Origin of the sequence: Tropicibacter sp. S64 (assembly GCF_049803835.1) — a bacterium.
GTDB lineage: Bacteria > Pseudomonadota > Alphaproteobacteria > Rhodobacterales > Rhodobacteraceae > Pacificoceanicola.
In genome coordinates this window covers 134,543-153,372 of the sequence record NZ_JBNAGK010000004.1, presented here as the reverse complement: position 1 = coordinate 153,372, position 18,830 = coordinate 134,543, and the positions used below count along the sequence as shown (strand labels likewise).

20 protein-coding genes and 1 tRNA gene are annotated in these 18,830 nt (G+C 66.4%); 10 read left to right on the top strand and 11 right to left on the bottom strand.

The features are described 5' to 3' along the window. Window positions 1–85 precede the first annotated feature (85 nt). From ACP159_RS08330 to ACP159_RS08320, 3 genes are read right to left on the bottom strand one after another with little or no spacing between them, the layout of a single operon-like run. Window positions 86–628 carry an adenine phosphoribosyltransferase gene (locus ACP159_RS08330; protein WP_425099210.1) on the bottom strand — a complete coding sequence of 181 codons (543 nt, stop codon included), beginning with the start codon at window positions 626–628 and terminating at the stop codon, window positions 86–88. Beyond that, a complete protein-coding gene (locus tag ACP159_RS08325; RefSeq protein WP_425099209.1) occupies window positions 625–1,248 on the bottom strand; it encodes a LysE family translocator in 624 nt (207 codons plus the stop codon). The genes ACP159_RS08330 and ACP159_RS08325 overlap by 4 nt, the downstream gene beginning before the upstream one ends. Before the next feature lie 7 nt (window positions 1,249–1,255). Further along, a complete protein-coding gene (locus tag ACP159_RS08320) occupies window positions 1,256–2,137 on the bottom strand; it encodes an S-methyl-5'-thioadenosine phosphorylase (protein WP_425099208.1) in 882 nt (293 codons plus the stop codon). A 187-nt stretch (window positions 2,138–2,324) separates the two neighbouring features. On the opposite strand from ACP159_RS08320, the gene ACP159_RS08315 reads away from it, so the two are divergent. Beyond that, entirely contained in the window at window positions 2,325–3,941 is a 1,617-nt protein-coding gene (locus tag ACP159_RS08315) for a SulP family inorganic anion transporter (protein WP_425099207.1), read from the top strand. Window positions 3,942–4,163: 222 nt separating this feature from the next. Here ACP159_RS08315 and ACP159_RS08310 read toward each other — a convergent pair whose 3' ends face one another. Both ACP159_RS08310 and ACP159_RS08305 read right to left on the bottom strand, forming a co-directional pair. After that, entirely contained in the window at window positions 4,164–4,844 is a 681-nt protein-coding gene (locus tag ACP159_RS08310; protein WP_425099206.1) for a CatB-related O-acetyltransferase, read from the bottom strand. Between the two features lie 294 nt (window positions 4,845–5,138). After that, on the bottom strand, window positions 5,139–5,744 hold the full coding sequence (locus ACP159_RS08305) for a flavin reductase family protein (protein WP_425099205.1): 606 nt from the start codon (window positions 5,742–5,744) through the stop codon (window positions 5,139–5,141). An 81-nt stretch (window positions 5,745–5,825) separates the two neighbouring features. On the opposite strand from ACP159_RS08305, the gene ACP159_RS08300 reads away from it, so the two are divergent. Then, window positions 5,826–6,335: a GNAT family N-acetyltransferase gene (locus tag ACP159_RS08300; protein WP_425099204.1), complete on the top strand. Its 510-nt coding sequence runs from the start codon at window positions 5,826–5,828 to the stop codon at window positions 6,333–6,335. Between the two features lie 56 nt (window positions 6,336–6,391). Then, window positions 6,392–7,144: an EcsC family protein gene (locus tag ACP159_RS08295; protein ID WP_425099202.1), complete on the top strand. Its 753-nt coding sequence runs from the start codon at window positions 6,392–6,394 to the stop codon at window positions 7,142–7,144. Window positions 7,145–7,663: 519 nt separating this feature from the next. On the opposite strand, the gene ptsP is transcribed toward ACP159_RS08295, so the two are convergent. After that, entirely contained in the window at window positions 7,664–9,916 is a 2,253-nt protein-coding gene (gene ptsP / locus ACP159_RS08290) for a phosphoenolpyruvate--protein phosphotransferase (protein WP_425099201.1), read from the bottom strand. A 515-nt stretch (window positions 9,917–10,431) separates the two neighbouring features. Further along, window positions 10,432–11,691, bottom strand: coding sequence for an aspartate kinase (locus tag ACP159_RS08285; protein WP_425099200.1), 1,260 nt, complete (start codon window positions 11,689–11,691; stop codon window positions 10,432–10,434). A 187-nt stretch (window positions 11,692–11,878) separates the two neighbouring features. Here ACP159_RS08285 and ACP159_RS08280 point away from each other — a divergent pair, with 187 nt between their 5' ends. Beyond that, entirely contained in the window at window positions 11,879–12,406 is a 528-nt protein-coding gene (locus tag ACP159_RS08280; RefSeq protein WP_425099199.1) for a hypothetical protein, read from the top strand. Here the strand turns inward: ACP159_RS08280 and ACP159_RS08275 are convergent. The 4 genes from ACP159_RS08275 to ACP159_RS08260 all read right to left on the bottom strand — a co-directional run bounded on the left by ACP159_RS08275 (window position 12,403) and on the right by ACP159_RS08260 (window position 14,841). After that, entirely contained in the window at window positions 12,403–12,876 is a 474-nt protein-coding gene (locus ACP159_RS08275; protein WP_425099198.1) for an SgcJ/EcaC family oxidoreductase, read from the bottom strand. The two genes, ACP159_RS08280 and ACP159_RS08275, sit on opposite strands and share 4 nt — an antisense overlap. Beyond that, a complete protein-coding gene (locus ACP159_RS08270; RefSeq protein ID WP_425099197.1) occupies window positions 12,877–13,305 on the bottom strand; it encodes a DUF1178 family protein in 429 nt (142 codons plus the stop codon). A 49-nt stretch (window positions 13,306–13,354) separates the two neighbouring features. Beyond that, window positions 13,355–14,569: a 3-deoxy-D-manno-octulosonic acid transferase gene (locus ACP159_RS08265; protein WP_425099196.1), complete on the bottom strand. Its 1,215-nt coding sequence runs from the start codon at window positions 14,567–14,569 to the stop codon at window positions 13,355–13,357. 197 nt (window positions 14,570–14,766) lie between these two features. Beyond that, a tRNA-Thr gene (locus ACP159_RS08260) sits at window positions 14,767–14,841 on the bottom strand. Window positions 14,842–14,989: 148 nt separating this feature from the next. On the opposite strand from ACP159_RS08260, the gene ACP159_RS08255 reads away from it, so the two are divergent. From ACP159_RS08255 to ACP159_RS08230, 6 genes are all read left to right on the top strand, one after another. Further along, window positions 14,990–15,154, top strand: a complete 165-nt coding sequence (locus tag ACP159_RS08255; RefSeq protein ID WP_425099195.1) for a hypothetical protein — start codon at window positions 14,990–14,992, stop codon at window positions 15,152–15,154. 5 nt (window positions 15,155–15,159) lie between these two features. Next, window positions 15,160–16,431: a UDP-N-acetylglucosamine 1-carboxyvinyltransferase gene (gene murA, locus ACP159_RS08250; RefSeq protein ID WP_425099194.1), complete on the top strand. Its 1,272-nt coding sequence runs from the start codon at window positions 15,160–15,162 to the stop codon at window positions 16,429–16,431. Next, window positions 16,428–16,907 carry a DUF2948 family protein gene (locus ACP159_RS08245; protein ID WP_425099193.1) on the top strand — a complete coding sequence of 160 codons (480 nt, stop codon included), beginning with the start codon at window positions 16,428–16,430 and terminating at the stop codon, window positions 16,905–16,907. Before murA ends, ACP159_RS08245 begins: the two co-directional genes overlap by 4 nt. Before the next feature lie 110 nt (window positions 16,908–17,017). Then, window positions 17,018–17,608, top strand: a complete 591-nt coding sequence (locus ACP159_RS08240) for a Maf family protein (RefSeq protein ID WP_425099192.1) — start codon at window positions 17,018–17,020, stop codon at window positions 17,606–17,608. After that, the gene (locus tag ACP159_RS08235) at window positions 17,605–18,639 is read left to right on the top strand and encodes a ribonuclease E/G (protein WP_425099191.1); all 1,035 of its coding nucleotides are present in this window, start codon (window positions 17,605–17,607) and stop codon (window positions 18,637–18,639) included. Before ACP159_RS08240 ends, ACP159_RS08235 begins: the two co-directional genes overlap by 4 nt. Further along, complete coding sequence (locus tag ACP159_RS08230; protein ID WP_425099190.1) at window positions 18,636–18,830, top strand: DNA gyrase inhibitor YacG; 195 nt, start codon at window positions 18,636–18,638, stop codon at window positions 18,828–18,830. Before ACP159_RS08235 ends, ACP159_RS08230 begins: the two co-directional genes overlap by 4 nt.

Sequence of the window (18,830 nt, the reverse complement as noted above, 5' to 3'; positions counted from 1 at the left end):
ATCTGGGGGGGGGGCCGCCCCCGGGGTGCGGGTCCCCCCGCCCCCCCCACCGGGGGGGGCCCGCCCCCCCCCCCCCCGAAACCCCTCAAAGCCCCTCGTAGGCGCAGAGCGCATGCACCTCCATGCCCATCGCCTCAAGCCGCTTTCGTCCGCCAAGGTCTGGCAGATCGACGATGAAGGCGCAGCCGATGATCTCGCCGCCGAGCCGCTCGACCAGCCTGATCCCGGCCTCCGCCGTGCCCCCCGTGGCGAGCAGATCGTCGACCAGCAGGATCTTCTCTCCAGGCAGGATCGCGTCGTCATGCACCTCGACCACCGCCGAGCCGTATTCGAGCGTGTACTCCTCCGAGATCACCTTTCCGGGCAGCTTGCCCTTCTTGCGGATCGGCACGAAACCGGCGGAGAGCTGATGAGCCACGGCCCCGCCAAGGATGAAGCCGCGCGCCTCCAGCCCGACGACCTTGTCGAAGCGCTCGCCTGCGTAGGGGTGCAACAACTGGTCGATGGCCATGCGAAATCCGCGCGGGTCGGCGAACAACGTGGTGACATCGCGGAACAGGATCCCCTCGTGCGGGAAATCGACGATGGTGCGGATGTAGTCCTGAACCTGCTTTGTTTTCAAGGTCATGTCGCCCTCCGGAGTGTGGCGGTCAGAATGCCCATGCCGATCAGCATGGCCCCGCCGGCGCGGGTCAGCCCGGTGATGACCGTGGGCCTCTGGATGGTCCGCCGCAGCCGGTCCGCCGCCAGCGCATAGGCGAGCGCGTTCAGCGCCGCAAGGCTGACGAAGGTGCCGATGAGGATGGCGAACTGCGGCAGCAGCGGTGCGCTCGTCACGATGAACTGCGGCACGAAGGCGATGAAGAAGGCGATGCTCTTCGGGTTCAGCGCCGTCACCAGCGCGTTGTGGGCGAACACACCTCTCGCGCTGATGTCTGCCTTCGGCAGTCTCAGACCTTCCGACGGCGCGGAGCGGATCAGCTTGATGCCGAGCCAGACCAGATAGGCCGCCCCGACCCATTTCAGCACGGTGAAGAGGGTCGCGGAGGTAGCCACCAACGCTCCGAGGCCCATCAGGGACAGGCTCATGGCGAGAAAGTCTCCCGTCGCCACCCCGGCAGCGGAGGCCAGAGCCACGCTGCGCCCTTTCGAGAGGGCATAGGAGAGCACCAGCAGCACGGTCGGCCCGGGGATGAGCAGCAGCGCGGTTGAGGCGGCGACGAAGGTCAGCCAGAGGTCCAGTGACATCAGTGGGTTATCCCGCGTTGAGGATGCGGCCGGCCACCGCATCGAGCTTCGCAACCAGCGCAGGGGCGCGTTTCTCCGGCGCGGTCATCACCGCGTAGTCCAGCGCCCGGTCGCAGCCATGCGGGCAGGGTTCCCGCTCCGCGCCAAGAAGCGCGGGCAGGCGGCGGACGAGGTCGCGCGCCTTGCCGGCGTTGCCGGTCAGCACCTTGATGATCTCGGTCACGTCGACTTCGCCGTGGTGCGGGTGCCAGCTGTCGTAGTCGGTGACCATGGCGACGGAGGCGTAACACAGCTCCGCCTCGCGGGCGAGTTTGGCCTCGGGCATGTTGGTCATGCCGATCACATCCGCGCCCCAGTGCTCGCGGTACATCTTCGATTCCGCCAGCGTCGAGAACTGCGGGCCTTCCATGGCAAGATAGGTGCCACCCTTGTGCACGGTGATCCCGGCGTCCTTTGCGGCGGTGAAGCAGGCCTCGCCAAGACGCGGGCAGGTGGGATGAGCCACGGAGACATGCGCGACGCAGCCCGAGCCGAAGAATGACTTCTCCCGCGCAAAGGTGCGGTCAATGAACTGATCCACGACGACAAAATGCCCCGGCGCCATTGCCTCGCGGAAGGAGCCGCAGGCGCTGACGGAGATGACATCCGTGACGCCGAGCCGCTTCAAGGCGTCAATATTGGCGCGGTAAGGCACGTCCGTGGGCGAATGCACATGGCCGCGGCCATGGCGCGGCAGGAAGGCCATGGACACGCCGCCCAGTGTCCCGGTCAGGATCTCGTCCGAGGGCGATCCCCAAGGCGTTTCAACCGCTTGCCAGCGTGCGCCCTCCAATCCGTCGATCTCGTAGATGCCCGATCCGCCGATCACGGCGATCATGGTCTGGCTCATGCCTCTGCTCCGTCCGTTTGCCTTGCCGAAAAGTGCCTTGGGGGCGGGCAAAAGGAAAGAGCGGTTGTTGCCCGGTTTACCCGGTCTTGGGGGAAATCTGGCTATTCGGGGCAGGTCCGTCCCGCGGGGTGGCCTTTCATGCTGCATTGCAGTAGGGCCGTAGCCGCGAACGAAAAGGACTGCCGAGATGAAACGAACCCCGTTGGCGAGCTTCGCCAGACGACTGGACCTTGCCGACTTGTCCCTGCTGCCGGACGAGAAGCTGACGCCCTCGCGGCTCAGGATCGAACTGCTTGCGGGGCTGACGGTGGCACTGGCGCTGGTGCCGGAAGCGGTGGCCTTTGCCTTTGTCGCCGGGGTGCATCCGCTGGTCGGCCTCTATGCCGCTTTCCTTGTCGGCCTGATCACCGCGCTGATCGGCGGGCGGCCCGGGATGATCTCCGGCGCGACCGGCGCGCTGGCCGTCGTCATGGTGGCCCTGGTGGCGGAGCATGGCATCGAGTACCTGTTCGCAACGGTGGTCCTGATGGGAATCCTGCAGGTTTTTGCGGGGGTTATGCAGTGGGGCAAGTTCATCCGGCTGGTCCCGCACCCGGTCATGCTCGGTTTTGTCAACGGTCTCGCCATCGTCATTTTCCTTGCCCAGATGAGCCAGTTCAAGGTGCCGGGAACCGCCGGGACGCCGGGGGGCGGGGCGTGGCTGTCGGGCATGCCGCTCGTCATGATGCTCGGGCTGACGGCGCTGACCATGGTCATCATCTGGGGTATGCCCAAGCTGACGAAGATCGTACCAGCGCCGCTGGCGGGTATCGGCATCGTGGCGGCTCTGGTCATTGCCTTCGGCCTTGACGTGCCGCGTGTGGGCGACATGGCCTCGATCAAGGGCGGGCTGCCGCCGTTCCACATCCCGATGGTGCCGCTCAATCTCGAAACCCTTGAAATCATTGTGCCTTATGCGGTAATCCTCGCCGCCATCGGTCTCATCGAGAGCCTGCTGACGCTGAACCTCGTGGGCGAGATGACGAACAAGCGGGGTGGCGCTTCGCAGGAGTGCATCGCGCAGGGGACGGCGAATATCGTGACCGGATTCTTCGGCGGCATGGGCGGCTGTGCGATGATCGGGCAGTCGATGATCAACGTCAAATCAGGGGCGCGGACGCGGATCGCGGGGATTTCGGCTGCGTTGTTTTTGCTGACTTTTATCCTCTTCGCCTCGCCGCTGATCGAGCTCATTCCGCTGGCGGCGCTGGTGGGGGTGATGTTCATGGTGGTGATCGGGACCTTCGCCTGGAACTCCCTGAAAATCCTCGCAAAAGTGCCCGCGATGGATGCCTTCGTCATCATCCTCGTGACGGTCGTTACAGTGATGGAAGACCTCGCCGTGGCGGTGGTCGTGGGCGTGATCGTCTCGGCGCTCGCCTATGCCTGGAACAACGCGCGGCGCATCCATGCCAAGACCTACATGACGCCGGAAGGGGCCAAGGTCTATCAGGTGCAGGGACCGCTGTTCTTCGGCTCGTCGGATGGATTCATCGAACTTTTCCAACCGGATAGCGATCCGTCCGTGGTCATTGTCGACTTCGCCGACAGCCGCGTCGTGGACCAGTCCGCCTTGCAGGCGATCGAGGCGGTGGCGGCGAAATTCGAGGCGGCGGGCAAGCAGATCCAGCTGCGCCACCTCAGCCGAGACTGCCACCGGCTGCTGAACAAGGCCGGGCATCTGATGATCGACAGCGATGACGACCCGGATTACCAGGTCGCGGTGGATTACGGGGTCCGGACGGGGATTCTCGGAAGTCACTGACTGCAAAGGGCGGCCCGGGTAAACGGGCCGCCCTTTCGGTTTCTTGACGGGGTGGCTCGCCCCGGCGCGGGACCGGAAGGCTGGAATTTGGTACGATTCGGCCCGAGTTTCGTACAGATTGCCCCCCTCCGGATCGGCCGCTTTCGGCCGCGGTTTCGGGGTTTGGTACAAGACCTGCCGAGTTTCGTACAGATTTGCCTCCGGGAGCCGACGCAGGGGGCTTCAGTCGCCGGACGTTACGTCACTTCCGTCAGAATATTTTTCATTGAAGGCCAGAAGCGCGGCCACGTCGCCCCGTTCGAGAAGATGCCTTGCCGCGGCGATCTTCTCCGGTGCCCAGTCCCACCACGCGAGGCGATTGAGGCTGGCGATCTCGGACTCCGAATAGCGCATCCGCACCACCCGGCCCGGATTGCCGGTGACGACGGCGTAATCGGGTATCGTGCCGCGCACGACCGACCCGGCCCCGACAATCACGCCGTTGCCGATGGTTGCTCCGGGCAGGACCAGCGCGCCGTAGCCGAGCCAGACGTCATGGCCGATGGTCATGTCGCGGGTGTCGGGCTGGTAGCCGAGCATCGTTTCGGGATCGAAGACCGCGAAGGGGAAGGTGCTCGGGCCGCGTGTCTCGTGATTGGCGGAGGAGCCGATGAAGCGCACGCCGTGGGCGATCTGGCAGAATTTGCCGATCGTCAGGCGTTCCTGGCTGAAGGGGAAAAGGTAGGGGGCGAGGTGGCTCGCCCAATCCTCGACCGCGCCGAAATCGGAGGCATAGGTGTAATCGCCCACGGACATGCGCGGATGGTCGATGACGGTTTTGAGATAGACCGTGCCCTTGTGGAGCGTGCCATCGGGAAGGGTGATCGGATGCGCAAGCTGCGCAGCAGGGAGGGAGAAGGGCATGGAGCCTCCTTTGAAAGACTGACAGGGATCAGGGGTTCAAAGGGTCAGGTCCATCGGTGCCTCCATCGGTTCGAGACTGACTGTAGCGCAGAAGGGGGCGGAAGGCGAGGGATTGGTCCATGCGGATGTGCATGGAGGGTATGCGGGTCGCTGGGTGCCCTGTTTCGGCTGCGCCGAAAAGCACCCACCCACCAACCCGGCTTCAGCGAGAGCCTCTCTGCTTGGGAGTCGCAGTTTTCCAGTGGAAAACTGCGACCTAGCCCACCCGCGCAAAAGGTTGGAACTTTTTGCGCGTTATTCGCCGGGGCGCTTCAGCTCGAACTTTTCGCGCACCACGGTGTAGTCGCGGTAGCCCATGCGGCTCAGGGGGTTGAATTTCAGCACGTCGAAGATGCCGTCCGTCAGGCAGTCGTCCCGCATGTGGATGCCGGTGACTTCGCCGAAGACGGCAAAATTGGCCTCGCCCGGCAGTTGGACAATCTGCGTCAGCCTGCATTCGAGGTTCGCAGGTGCGAGGGCGACGCGGGGGCAGGCGATGGTCTCGCACGCGGCCTTCTCGACCCCGGCCTCGGCGAACTCGTCCACCCCGGCGTCGAAGAAGGCGGAGGTGGCATTCATCGCGTCGCGCATGGCGTATTCGACGATGTTGACGCAAAAGACGCCGGTCTCGCGGATCTGCGCCACGCTGTCCTTGGTGTCGCCACGGTCCGGCTTGGCGGAGGTCGAGGCGAACATCACCTGCGGCGGCACGTAGGCGACGGCATTGAAGAAGGAGTAGGGGGCGAGGTTGTCGCGGCCATCGGCCCCGCGCGTCGAGATCCAGCCGATGGGGCGGGGGGTGACGATGGCGTTGAAGGGATTGTGCGGCAGGCCGTGGCCGTCTTCCGGGCGGTAGAACATCGCGGGTCTCCTGTGTCGTGTTTGCGCGGGGCTTGCTTGCGTGTTACCCGGATTGCGACGGGAATGCACGAGGGCGCGTAAGTGTACAGACTGGAACAGGAAAGGCCGGAAGACTGGTGGGAGGTCGAGGCGCTCTACGACAGCTGTTTCGCGCCGGGGCGGCAACTCCTGAGCAGCTATCGCCTGCGCGATGACGTCCCGCCCGTGGCCAGCCTGTGCCGGATCGCGCGGAGCGAGGAGGGCATGATCGGCGGGGCGATCCGCTACTGGCCGGTGCTGGTGGGCGGCGTGGAAGCGCTGTTGCTCGGCCCGGTCGCGGTGCACCCGACGACCCAGGGCGAGGGGCTCGGCGCCTCGCTGATCCGCGATACGCTGGCGCGGGCGGCGGAGGAGGGCTATGCCCGCGTGTTGCTGGTCGGCGATCCGCCCTATTACACCCGGTTCGGGTTCGAGCGGCTGGACGATGTCGAGATGCCGCCACCGACCAACCCGGACCGCGTGCTGGGCATTGCGCTGATTCCGGGCGCATGGGATGGCGTGGCCGGGGAGGTCACCCGGGACGAAGCCCGCGTAATGCCGCAAAGGGGTTGAAATTTCGCCAGGGGTTTACCAACTTTTAGTGTGCGGGGCGTTACGAGGATGAAGTCATGGAAGACACCGAGCTGATTCACGAGGCCGTTGACGTCGACGCGGCTGTCCTGGCCCTGGCCCGTCGCTACGAGGCGGCGAGCAACCTTGGCGTGCAGGTGCTCAACGTGCTGAACTGGCCGGCGGAAAGCCTGCTGGAGCGGCTGCCGGAGAACGCAAGGGCGAAACTGGAGACGGCGACGGTGCGCGGCCTCGAGGCGGCGATGAGCGCGGCGTCGGGGTCCCGCAGCTTGATCCGCGACCAGAAGCCCTGGGTGAATACGGCGACGGCGACGATGGTCGGCGTGGTGGGCGGACTCGGCGGCCTGACCACGGCCCTGGCGGAACTGCCGGTGACGGTGACGATGCTGATGCGCGGGGTGCAGGCGGTCGCGGCGGAGCACGGCTTCGACCCGGACGAGGACCAGACCCGCAAGGATGCGCTGCTCGTTTTCGCCGCGGCGGGTCCGATGGTGCAGGGCAAATCGCCTGATCTGACCTTCCTGTCGTCGCGCATGACACTGACCGGTGTGAACGTCTATGTCGGCATCGGCCTGATCGCGCCGCGCCTTGCGCTGGTGCTGGGCCGCAAGCTGGCGGCGCAGACCATCCCGGTGATCGGCGCGGCGACGGCGGCAGCGACGAATTTCTCCTACGCCAGCTATTACCAGGAAATGGCCAACGTGGTCTTCGGCCTGCGCAAGCTCTCCGAAAGCACGGGAACGCCGTTCGCGGAACTGGTCGAGCTGCTGGCCGCGAAACTCGAAGACTGAAATAGCGTCCCAGAGAATTTTCCCCGGTGTTTACGCTTATTTAGGAGAATTTGCGTAAATTGGTCAGCGAAGGGACGAGAGTCGTCCCTAATCGGTCCGTCGGTGAAACTGACCCGGGGTGCGTGACCCAGAACCCGCGCACCTGCCGAGGATGTCCGACGCAGGCCCGATACCTGCGCAGAACGCGCGGAACAAGTGCCGTAAGCCAGAAGGCCAAGGTACAGACAGACGTCTAGAACTTGGCGCCCGGTCGCAGGAAAAACTCCGCGACCGGGCGTTTTTCGGTGTGGAAGGGCACTCCGGACCATCTTGCCAGGTGTACACAAGGGACGCGCCCGTCGCCGGGTCCGTCCCCTGTTTCTTCTCTTTGACAAATACTCGGGGGTCCGGGGGCAAAGAAATACGGGGGGGGCGGGGCCAAACCCCCCCGAATAAAATTTTGTCCCGGCAAAATTTTCTCTCCGCGCCGAAGGCGCGCCGGTCGCTGCGCGCAGCGCAGCGAAATCCCTCCGGCCGATGTTACGCCACCGCCCAGCCGTTCTCCCTGAGGTAGTCCATGACCGCTCCCCGCAGGTTCTGGTCGCCGCGGTTGCGGGCCGCGTCCAGCGCCGCCTTCACCTCCGCGAGGTTGGTGCGCATCAGGATGCTCTTGACCGGCCCGATGGAGGCAGGCCGCATCGACAGCGTATGGATGCCGATGGCCGCAAGGCACAGCGCCTCGATCGGCCGCCCCGCGTCCTCGCCGCAGAAGCTCAGCCGCGTGCCGCTCTCCCGGCACCGCGTGACGATGCTTTCGAGGAAGGTCAGGAACGAGGCGTTCAGCGTGTCGTAGCGCCGTCGCACCAGTTCGTTCTCGCGGTCCGCGGCAAAGAAGAACTGCTTGAGGTCGTTGCCGCCGATCGACAGGAACTGCACCTCCTCGAAGAATTTCGACGAGGCGAAGGCGAGACTCGGGGTTTCCAGCATCGCGCCGACTTCGACGGCCGACGGGATCGGGTGCCCGAGCCGTTCCTCGCGGGCCAGCGCCTTGTCCATTTCGGCCCGGGCGTCGGCGAATTCGGAGTATTGCGCCACGAAGGGGAACATCACGGTCAGGGGCCGTCCCTGGGCCGCGCGGATCAGCGCCTGAAGCTGCATGCGCAGCACCCCGGGCTTGTCGAGGCCGACCCGGATCGCGCGCCAGCCGAGCGCCGGGTTCGGCTCGTCCTGCGGTTTCATGTAGGGCAGCACCTTGTCCGAGCCGATGTCGAGGGTGCGGAACACCACCCGCTTGCCTTGCGCCGCGTCCATGACCCGGGCGTAGAGCTGCGCCAGTTCGGTGCGGCGCGGCATCTGGTTGCGGATGAGGAACTGCAACTCGGTGCGGAACAGCCCGACGCCCTCCGCGCCGGAGTTCACCAGCGAGGGCAGGTCGGCCATCAGACCGGCGTTCATGTGCAATTCGACGCGGCAGCCGTCCGCGGAGACACATTTCGTCTCGCGGATCGAGCCATAACGCTCCTGCGCCTGCGCCTGCATGGCGATCTTGTCGCGGAAGGCCGCGACGACGGTGTCGTCCGGGCGCAGGTGGACGATCCCCTGATCGCCATCGACCATGATATGGTCGCCGTTCAGCGCCTCGTTCGTGACGCGGGCCGCGTGGATCACCAGCGGGATGGCCAGCGCCCGGGCGACGATGGCGGCGTGGCTGCCGACGGAGCCTTCCTCCAGCACGATGCCCTTGAGAGAGCGGCCGTATTCCAGCAACTCGCCGGGGCCGATGTTGCGGGCAATGAGGATCGGGTCCTCGGGCATTTCCGAGCCGGTTTCGCGGCCCTGCCCGGTGAGGATCCGCAGCAGGCGGTTCGAGAGGTCGTCGAGGTCGTGCAGACGCTCGCGCAGGTAGGCGTCCGACACCTGGCTCATGCGGGCCCGGGCGGTCGATTGTTCCTTTTCGACGGCGGCTTCGGCGGAGAGTCCGCGGTCGATATCGGTTTCCATCCGCTTCAGCCAGCCCTTGGAGTTGGCGAACATGCGGTAGGCTTCGAGCACCTGCACCTCTTCGCCACCGCTGTCCGCGCCTTCGAGCATCTGGTCGACGCTGACGCGCAGGTCGTCCACCGCCTTGCGCAGCCGCTCCCGTTCGGTCTCCGGGTCGTCGGTGACCAGGTTGGTCACTACCACGCGCGGCTCGTGCAGCCAGACATGGCCCATGGCGGTGCCTTCCTGTCCGGTGGCGCCGCGGAACATGACGGGCTGGGTGTGGCGGCGGGTCAGGGCCGCGCCTTCGCCGACGAAGGCGCCAAGCTCGGTCATCTCCGCGAGGATCATCGCCACCACTTCGAGGGCATAGACCTCGTCTGCGGTGAACTCGCGCGCCTGCTTGGACTGGACGACCAGCACGCCGAGTTTCTCGCCGAGCCGCTGGATCGGCACGCCGAGGAAGCTCGAATATATCTCCTCGCCGGTTTCCGGCATGTAGCGGAAGCCGGGGGCGGAGGGGGCGTCGGCGGCGTTCACGGTCTTGCCGGTGCGGGCGACGCGCCCGACGAGGCCCTCGCCGAGTTTCATCCGGGTCTGGTGCACGGATTCGGCCTTGAGGCCCTGCGTTGCGCAAAGCTCTAGGGTCTCGCTGTCGCGGAACAGGTAGATCGAGCAGACCTCGGTGCCCATGGAGTCGGCGGTCAGATGAGTGATCTTGTCCAGCCGCTCCTGTCCCGCGGCCTGTTCGGCCATGGTATCCCGCAGCCGCCCGAGCAGCTTGCGGCTTTCGCTTTCAAGACCATCAGCCATGGGTGAGGCGCCTCATGCATTTCCGCCTGTCAGATATAGGCGAGGTGGGGGGGGATTGGAAACACGCAATTGCCCTCAAACCGTTGGTATCCCTTCATTTGCCCAGCCTTTCGGCAGAATCGGGCGCGGCGTCCGGCGCAGGCTCCCGTTGCTGCGGTGCAGCGCGGCGTGCGAGTCATTCCGCGCGTCCCGGGCGGCACGGTCGGAATGTCCGGCACACCCTGATGGCAAGGGTGCGATCGGGGCGCAACCGGAAATTCGCGTTATACGTGTGGAATGGCGTTAAAGCGCCCCGGATGCCGGAGCGGACAGCCGCGCGGCGTCAATGACGACGGCATAGCAGGCGGCCGCGAGCACGGGCAGCAGGATCAGGGTCAGGGTTTTCGCGGTCAAACTTGTCTCCGCTCCCGGGTCACCGGCGGCTGTTCGGTCGGTCTCATATGAAACGGACGGCCCGGGGGCCGTCCATCGGTCTTGACTGATACGGGCCGGAGGGGATGCTCCGTCGCGGGGACTCAGGACGTCTTGTCGAGCTCGAAGGCGTCGTGCAGCGCCTGCACGGCGAGTTCCATGTACTTGCGCTCGATCAGCACGGAGATCTTGATCTCCGATGTGGTGATGACCTGGATGTTGATGTTCTCGTTGGAGAGCACCTTGAACATCTTGGCGGCAACGCCCGCGGCGGAGCGCATGCCGATGCCGACCACGGAGACCTTGGCGACATTGGTCTCGGTCTCCAGCTTGTCGAAGATCAGCTTGCCGGAGGCCTGCGCATCGGCGAGGGCCTTCTCCGCCCGCTTCACCTCGTTCACCGGGCAGGAGAAGGTCATGTCGGTGACACCGCCCTCGTGGCCCTTGTAATCCTTCTCGGAGACGTTCTGGACGATCATGTCCACGTTCACGCCCGCATCCGCCAGCGTGCCGAAGATCGCCGCGGCGATGCCGGGGCGGTCGGCGATGGTGACGAGGGTCATCTTGGCCTCGTCGCGCGAATAGGCCACACCGGCCACAACATTCGATTCCATGATATCCTCCTCGTCGCAGACCAGCGTGCCGGCCTCGTCGGACTGTTCCTCGAAGCTGGAGAGCACCCGCAGCTTCACCTTGTATCGCATGGCAAGTTCGACCGACCGGGTCTGGAGCACCTTCGCGCCAAGCGAAGCCAGTTCGAGCATCTCTTCGAAGGCGATACGGTCGAGTTTGCGGGCCTTCTCGCAGATGCGCGGGTCGGTGGTATAGACGCCGTCCACGTCGGTATAGATGTCGCAGCGCTCCGCGCCGAAGGCGGCGGCGAAGGCGACGGCGGTGGTGTCGGAGCCGCCCCGGCCCAGCGTGGTGATGCGGCCCTCGGGCGAGATGCCCTGGAAACCGGCCACGACGGCGACCTTCATGCCCTCGCCGAACTTGGCGGTGATGTTGGCGGTCGGGATCTCCTCGATCCGCGCATTCGCATGGGCGGAGGTGGTGATCAGCGGCACCTGCCAACCCTGCCAGGAGCGGGCGGGCACGTCCATTTCCTGAAGCGTCAGCGCCATCAGACCGGCGGTCACGTTCTCGCCCGAGGACACCACGGCGTCATACTCGCGCGCGTCGAACAGCGGCGAGGTCTCCTCGACGAAGCCGACGAGTTTGTTGGTCTCGCCTGACATGGCGGAGACGATGACGATGACGTCATAGCCCTTGGCCACCTCGACGCCGACGCGCTTGGCGGCGCGGCGGATGCGGTCCAGCGTGGCGACGGAGGTGCCGCCGAATTTCATGACAAGGACGGGCATGACGATCCCCCCGGAATTGCGTTGCGCGCGGTGTAGGCGCGGTTTGAAAAAAGCGCAAGAGAGCAATGTGCGTTGGCCGATCCGGGAGATTTGCGGCGAATTGAAGCAAGATCGCCGGTTGCCGTGGCAGGAAATCTTCACCCCGCGCGGGCAGGATGACGTGCAGGGCAACGTGTTGGAGGCTATCATGAGCATGGATGCAATGGGTGACAGCGGACGCGGCGGGTGGCAGCACCCCCATGGGTCTCATCATCGGATGGAAAAGGGCGGGCACGGTCATGGTCGCGCCATCGGGCATCAGGCGCGTGCGGCGCTGGGCGAGGCGGGCGGCTCCGGCTGCTGTCGGCATGGCCGGATGGGCGAGATGGCTTCGGCTCTGGCGAAAGTCGGCAGCGTGCAGGTCGACGTGATCTCCGTGATGGTGAACGTCTACGCGGCCGGGGTGTCGGTGACCTACGGCGGCACGGCGGAGGCGCCGGAGGCCGCGCCGGTGGAGGCCGCCCCGGCAGCGGCGGAGACGCCCCCGGCGGAGACCGCGCCTCTGGAAGACGTGGCGGAGGAAACGCCGTTTCCGGAGGATACGGCGGTCGAGGAGGAGGCTACGGCCGAGGAGGAGGCCGCGGTCGCGGCGCAGGCCTATACGGTTTCGGCCTGGGCATTCTCCATGAGTCTGCAATACACCTCGGCCAGCGTCGCGCTCAGCCTGTTACGCTAGCGCGCTTCACCCCGGCGGTAATCCACCGGCCGCGGGCCATCCGGTCCGGCGAGGTGGGTCTCCATGCCTGGGCTGACCTCGGTATTCTGGCCGGAGACGCAAAGCCAGCCGGTGGGCTGTCGCGCCATCACGAAGGTCAGGATGGTCTGCCGATCCCCGGCCTTGCCACCATCCGGGGCGGTTTGCCCCGTAATGTGGACCCGGCAGCGCACCACGGCGCAATCCGGACCAAGCGCGCGGGTTTCCGTGCGGCCAAGGTGCAGGGTCGTCCGCGCGAAGAAGGTTTTCAGCGCAATCTCATGCGGTCTGGCGATGGCAGCGCGGCCATGCCACCAGAGGCCGGTGACGTTCACGAAGTCGGCGTCTTCGGCAAAGAGCGCGGCGATGCGGTGCCCGTCGCGGTCGTGCCACGCCTCGGCAAAGGCCTGCGGCATGTCCTCGGGTCGGTCCAGCGGCGTGGCCGGGGCCACTCAGTTGCTCTTGCGGGTGGGGGTGAAGGGCAGGGGCGCGATGGGGATGCCGTCCTCGATCAACGCCTTCGCCTCCGTCGGGTTCGCCTCGCCCCAGATCGGCCGCTCCGGCGTGTCGCCGAGGTGCATGGCGCGGGCCTCCTTCGCGAAGCTGCCGCCGACGTAGGTCGAGTGCTTCTCCACGTGTTCCCGCATCCGGGCAAGGGCCTGTTCGGCGGGGTTTGCGGGCTCCGACAGGCTCTGTTTCGGCGCATCGGCCGGGGCGGCGTGGTTCACGCGCGGGGCCATCAACGCCTTTTCCACCTGCGCCGAGCCGCAGACGGCACAGGCCACATGGCCCGCGGCCTGCAGCTTGTCGAAGGCGGCGGCCGACTGGAACCAGCTTTCGAACTGGTGGCCGTCGGCGCATTTGAGGCTGTAGTGGATCATCGCTCTAACCTGCTCGTGTCCCGTTAAGATATCGCTAAGTGGCGCGGGATCAAGCGGGGGCGGGGGGCGGCAAAATGTCGACGATGCGCCCGACCAGGGCGTCCGCGTCGATTTCCTGCCGCAGCGCGGTTTGCGCCGCCTGTCCCAGGGCGGCTTGCGCCTCGGGGTCGGACAGGGCGGTGAGCGCGGCTGCAAGGGAGGCCGCATCGGTGATCTGCCGCGCGGCACCGGCCTCTGCGAGGCGCGTGTAGGCGGCGGTAAAGTTGCGCGTATCCGGCCCGTGCAGCAGCGCCGCGCCGAAATGCGCCGGCTCGTAGGGCGTGTGGCCACCGCGATCGGTGAGCGATCCGGCGACGAAGACCCGGCCCGCCAGCGCATACCAAAGCGGCATTTCCCCCATGGTATCAGCCAGATAGACCTGTGCATCCGGCGCCTCGCCGGTGCTGCGGCGGGCGACGGTGAGGCCCCGGGCGGCGATCAGCGGCAGGATCTCCTCCGCCCGGCGCGGGTGCCGGGGCGCGAGGATCAGCCGCAGGTCCGGCTCCGCCCGCAGGGCCTTGAGGTGGGCATCGAGGACGATCTCCTCCTCGCCCACGTGGGTCGATGCGGCAAGCCATGTCCTGGCGCGGGGGAAGGCGGCGCGAAGGGCTTCGTCCGGGGTCTGCGCGGCGGGCGGCTGGTAGAGGGCCTTGAGGTCGACAACCGGGCCACGGGCGGCGGCGGGCAGGCCAAGGGCGGTCAGCCGGTCGAGACTGGCCGCGTCCTGCGCCAGAGCGAGGCGAACCGGCGCGAGGGTCCGGGCCGCGAGGCCCGGCAGTCTGCCCCACGTCCGGGCGGTCCCCGCACTCATCCGCGCGCCGAGCAGGATGACGGGACCGGGACAGAGGCGGAACCGGTTCGGCCAAAGCTCCGATTCGAGGGAAACATGGGCGATGACGCCTTTCATCGCGCGGCGCGTGGGGCCCGCGAGATCGAGCGGGGCAAGCCGGGCATGGGTGCGCGGCAGTTGCCAGCCGGTCACCATGGCGACGGCGGTGTCCGAGTTGGCGGTCACCCGGATCTGCAGTTCGGGGCGGGTCTCCGTCAGCCGTTGCAGCAGGGGCCGGATGGAAGCGAGTTCGCCGTTCGAGGCCCCGTGCAGCCAGAGCACCCGGCCCTGATCGGGCAGGTCGCGGGCCAGCCGCGCCCGCCAGTAGGGGCGCTCGGGGCGCTTGAGCAAGACGCCCGCGGCAAAAAGGCTGATGAGGAGGCGATAGAGCAGCATGGGCGGTCCGGGGCAGACGGAAGCGATGCGGAGGGATAGGCCGCGCGGCACGACCTGGCAAGGGGAGCGGCGCCAGGTGGTTTGGTTCTATCGGGTTTTCGAGAGCATTTTCAGCGGCTTGTAGGCGCTTGTTGATGTGATGCATCAAGAGTGTTCGGGAGCTTGCAAGCTGAAGAAGTCGGGGCACCGAGGGGAGATGGTGCTGTGAGAGAGGATTGAACTCTCGACCTCACCCTTACCAAGGGTGTGCTCTACCACTGAGCTACCACAGCATCTCTGGCCTTCGTCTGCGTCGTCCGAAGCGCCTCTGTCGGGGCGTTTCGAGCGTCGCCGTCGAAGCGTGGGCGGTGATTAGCCCCAAACTTTTTCGAGTGCAAGCGCAAACTGGACGGTTTTTTTCGTCTGGGGTAGAGAGAGGCCATGATGCGAAAAACGACACCTCCCAAAAATCCGCAGAGCGACAGGGAAGCGCGCCTGAAGGCGGCGCTCAAGGCGAATCTCGGCCGCCGCAAGGCTCAGGCGCGGGCGCGGGCCGCGGAGGATGGTCCGGACGAGCAGCAAGACAAAAGCAGCAACAAGGACTGACAGGCATGGATTCGATTCTGGTGACGGGGAATGGCCCGCTGAACGGGGATATTCCCATCGCGGGCGCGAAGAACGCCTGTTTGACACTGATGCCGGCGACGCTGCTCAGTGACGAGCCTCTGACGCTGACGAATGCGCCGCGGCTGTCGGACATCAAGACGATGACGGCGCTGTTGCAATCGCTGGGCGCGGAGGTGTCGAGCCTGCAGGGCGGGCAGGTGCTGGCGATGAGCAGCCATGACCTGAATAACCTGCACGCCGACTACGACATCGTGCGCAAGATGCGGGCCTCGATTCTGGTGCTCGGCCCGATGCTGGCGCGGGCGGGGCAGGCGGTGGTCTCGCTGCCAGGCGGCTGTGCGATCGGAGCGCGGCCGGTCGATCTGCACCTGAAGGCGCTGGAGGCGATGGGCGCGGACCTGGAACTGCGCGATGGCTATGTGCATGCAAAGGCGCCCGCCGGCGGGCTGAGGGGCGCGGTGATCGACTTCCCCTTCGCCTCCGTGGGCGCGACGGAGAATGCGCTGATGGCGGCGACGCTGGCGAAGGGCACGACGGTGATCCGCAACGCGGCGCGTGAGCCGGAGATTGTCGACCTTGCGGAATGCCTCAGGGCGATGGGCGCGCAGATCGAGGGGGAAGGCTCGTCCGAGATCACCATTCAGGGGGTCGACCGGCTTGGCGGGGCGACGCACCGGGTGGTGACGGACCGGATCGAGCTTGGCACCTACATGCTCGCCCCGGCGATCTGCGGCGGTGAGGTGACCTGCCTGGGCGGCAAGCTGAGCCTCGTGGAGGCCTTCGTCGAGAAGCTGGACGCGGCGGGACTCAGCGTCGAGGAGACAGAGAAGGGCCTGAAGGTGGCCCGTCGCGGCGACCGGGTGAAGGCCGTGGACGTGGTGACGGAGCCTTTCCCGGGCTTCCCGACGGATTTGCAGGCGCAGATGATGGCTTTGCTGTGCACGGCGGAGGGGGTTTCGAACCTTGAAGAGAAGATCTTCGAGAACCGCTTCATGCACGCGCCGGAGCTGACGCGCATGGGCGCGAAGATCGAGGTGCATGGCGGCACGGCGAGGGTGACGGGCGTGGACCGGCTCAAGGGCGCGCCAGTGATGGCGACGGATCTGCGGGCGTCGGTGTCGCTGATCCTCGCGGGGCTGGCGGCAGAGGGGGAGACGGTGGTGAGCCGGGTCTATCACCTCGACCGGGGATATGAGCATGTGGTGCGCAAGCTGTCCGCCGTGGGCGCAAAGATCGAACGGATCAAGGGCGAATGACCGAGGACGCGCGATTCGAGGATGCCCGCGAGGCACCACTGAACCTTGGGGCCTTCGACGAGGAGGACCTGGGCGTTTTGTCGGCGCTGGTGCAGGACGCCGTGCTGCCGGTGACGGAGATCCGCTGGCAACCGGCGCAGCGGCGGCTGGGGCTGCTCGTGAACCGGGTGCGCTGGGAGGACGTGGAGGCGGCGGTCAGGCGCGGCAGGCCGGTGGAACGGGTGCAATCGCTTCTGGTCGTGGATACTGCTTTGCGGATTGCCAGCCAGGGCGTGGACCGGTCGGACAAGGACTTGGTGCTCTCCATCCTCTCGGTGAGCTTCGAGCCGGGGGAGGCGCCGGGCGGCTTTGTCGTGCTGACGCTGGCCGGGGATGGCGCGATCCGGGCGGAGGTCGAGGCGCTGGACGTGTCCCTGCGGGACGTCACGCGGCCCTATCTCGCACCCTCCGGCAAGCTGCCGGATCACGGCGCGTAAGGCAGAGCAGAATTTCAGGCTAAAATTCTGCTCACCGTCGATTTCGCAGTCGCGGGTGATTTGCTCTGCCTTGGCCAAACGGCTATGGGCAGGGCAAAGGAAAGGCCCGAATGACCGACACCCCCAACCTGATTCTCGGCTCCGGCAGCCCGCGCCGCCGCGAGCTTCTCGCGCAGATCGGCGTCACGCCCTTCGCCATCCGCCCGCCTGACATAGACGAGGACCCGCTGAAGGGCGAGCTTCCCCGGCCTTACTGCATTCGGCTGGCACGGGAGAAGGCCTTGGCGATCGAAGCCTCTGACGACGAGATCGTGCTGTCCGCCGATACGACGGTTGCCCTCGGGCGGCGCATTCTGGGCAAGCCCGAGGATGAGAAGGAGGCGGCGGAGTTCCTGACCATGCTTTCGGGGCGGCGGCACCGGGTGATCACCGCCGTTGCGGTGCGCAAGGGCGCGAAGGTCTGGGAGAAGGACGTGGTCACGCAGGTGAAGATGAAGAGCCTGTCGAACCTCGAGCTCAACGCCTATCTTGCCAGCGGCGACTGGCGCGGCAAGGCGGGCGGCTACGGCATTCAGGGCATGGCCGGAGCGCTGGTCCCATGGATCAACGGGTCCTTTACGGCGGTGGTCGGCCTGCCGCTGGCAGAGACGGCAGGACTTTTGACGGCAGCGGGATACCCGCTTTACGGAGGTGTCGCATGAAGGGTTGGACGGTAGCGCTGGACGAGGTGAACGGCCGCGAGGCGGCGGCGCTGATCCGCGACGGCATTCTCGAGGACCTGCTCATCGACAGCGATGCGCCGCGTCCCGGCACGATCTATCGCGGAGTGGCGGAGCGTCCGATGAAGGGGCAGGGCGGCATGTTCCTGCGCACCCCGGACGGCTCGGCCTTCCTGCGGCAGGTCAAGGGGCTGACACCGGGGCAGACGCTGCTGGTGCAGGTCACGGGCTTTGCCGAGCCGGGCAAGGCGATCCCGGTGACGTCGGACATCCTCTTCAAGTCGCGTTATGCCATCGTCACGCCGAACAAGCCCGGCGTGAACGTCTCGCGTGCCATCAAGGAAGACGAGGACCGCGATGCGGCGCTGGAGGCGGCGCATGAGGGTTTTGCCGAGGCGCCCCTCCCGGAAGGCGCGGGGCTGATCCTGCGTTCCTCCTGCGCCGGGGCCGATCCGGAGGACATCGCCGAGGACGTTGCCGCCATGTGCAAGCTGGCGGCGCATGTTCTGGCGGATGCGGGGAAGGCGGCCGAGGTGCTGGTCGAGGGCGACGGGCCGCATGCGCTGGCCTGGCGCGAGTGGACCCATGTGACGGACGTGGACCCGGAACCGGGCAGCTTTGCCCGCAGCGGGGCGGACGAGTTGCTTGACGCTCTGCGCTCGCCTTATGTGAAGTTGCAGGGCGGCTACACGATGATCATCGAGCCGACGAGTGCCTTGGTTGCGGTGGATGTGAACACCGCTGGGGATACGTCTCCGGCGGCGGGGCTGAAGGCCAATCTCGCGGCGATGCGCGATCTGCCCCGGCAGCTGCGGTTGCGCGGGCTTGGCGGGCAGATCATCGTCGATCCCGCGCCCTGCCCGAAGAAGGACCGCCGCCAGATCGAGGGCCAGCTTCGTGCGGAGCTGAAGAAGGAGACGGTGGAGTCCGTGCTGACTGGCTGGACGACGCTCGGCCTGATGGAAATCCAGCGCAAGCGTGACCGGCAGCCGCTCAAGGACCTGCTGAAATGAGCTGTCCGATCTGTTCCAAACCCACGGACGCGGAGTATCGCCCCTTCTGTTCGAAACGCTGCGCCGATATCGACCTCGCGAAGTGGTTCGGCGGCAATTATGCGGTGCCTTCCACCGATCCCGAAGACATGGAGAAGGCGGCGGAAGAGACCATCCGCCACCTCGAAGAGCAACAAAGAAAGCCTCACTGA

Coding starts and splice junctions, on each gene's coding strand:
- ptsP (WP_425099201.1), bottom strand. CDS start 9,916: ATGGCTGATGGTCTTGAAAGCGAAAGCCGCAAGCTGCTCGGGCGGCTG.
- ACP159_RS08295 (WP_425099202.1), top strand. CDS start 6,392: ATGGAAGACACCGAGCTGATTCACGAGGCCGTTGACGTCGACGCGGCT.
- ACP159_RS08230 (WP_425099190.1), top strand. CDS start 18,636: ATGAGCTGTCCGATCTGTTCCAAACCCACGGACGCGGAGTATCGCCCC.
- ACP159_RS08325 (WP_425099209.1), bottom strand. CDS start 1,248: ATGTCACTGGACCTCTGGCTGACCTTCGTCGCCGCCTCAACCGCGCTG.
- ACP159_RS08330 (WP_425099210.1), bottom strand. CDS start 628: ATGACCTTGAAAACAAAGCAGGTTCAGGACTACATCCGCACCATCGTC.
- ACP159_RS08265 (WP_425099196.1), bottom strand. CDS start 14,569: ATGCTGCTCTATCGCCTCCTCATCAGCCTTTTTGCCGCGGGCGTCTTG.
- ACP159_RS08255 (WP_425099195.1), top strand. CDS start 14,990: ATGATGCGAAAAACGACACCTCCCAAAAATCCGCAGAGCGACAGGGAA.
- ACP159_RS08245 (WP_425099193.1), top strand. CDS start 16,428: ATGACCGAGGACGCGCGATTCGAGGATGCCCGCGAGGCACCACTGAAC.
- ACP159_RS08235 (WP_425099191.1), top strand. CDS start 17,605: ATGAAGGGTTGGACGGTAGCGCTGGACGAGGTGAACGGCCGCGAGGCG.
- ACP159_RS08305 (WP_425099205.1), bottom strand. CDS start 5,744: ATGTTCTACCGCCCGGAAGACGGCCACGGCCTGCCGCACAATCCCTTC.
- ACP159_RS08320 (WP_425099208.1), bottom strand. CDS start 2,137: ATGAGCCAGACCATGATCGCCGTGATCGGCGGATCGGGCATCTACGAG.
- ACP159_RS08310 (WP_425099206.1), bottom strand. CDS start 4,844: ATGCCCTTCTCCCTCCCTGCTGCGCAGCTTGCGCATCCGATCACCCTT.
- ACP159_RS08315 (WP_425099207.1), top strand. CDS start 2,325: ATGAAACGAACCCCGTTGGCGAGCTTCGCCAGACGACTGGACCTTGCC.
- ACP159_RS08240 (WP_425099192.1), top strand. CDS start 17,018: ATGACCGACACCCCCAACCTGATTCTCGGCTCCGGCAGCCCGCGCCGC.
- ACP159_RS08280 (WP_425099199.1), top strand. CDS start 11,879: ATGAGCATGGATGCAATGGGTGACAGCGGACGCGGCGGGTGGCAGCAC.
- murA (WP_425099194.1), top strand. CDS start 15,160: ATGGATTCGATTCTGGTGACGGGGAATGGCCCGCTGAACGGGGATATT.
- ACP159_RS08270 (WP_425099197.1), bottom strand. CDS start 13,305: ATGATCCACTACAGCCTCAAATGCGCCGACGGCCACCAGTTCGAAAGC.
- ACP159_RS08285 (WP_425099200.1), bottom strand. CDS start 11,691: ATGCCCGTCCTTGTCATGAAATTCGGCGGCACCTCCGTCGCCACGCTG.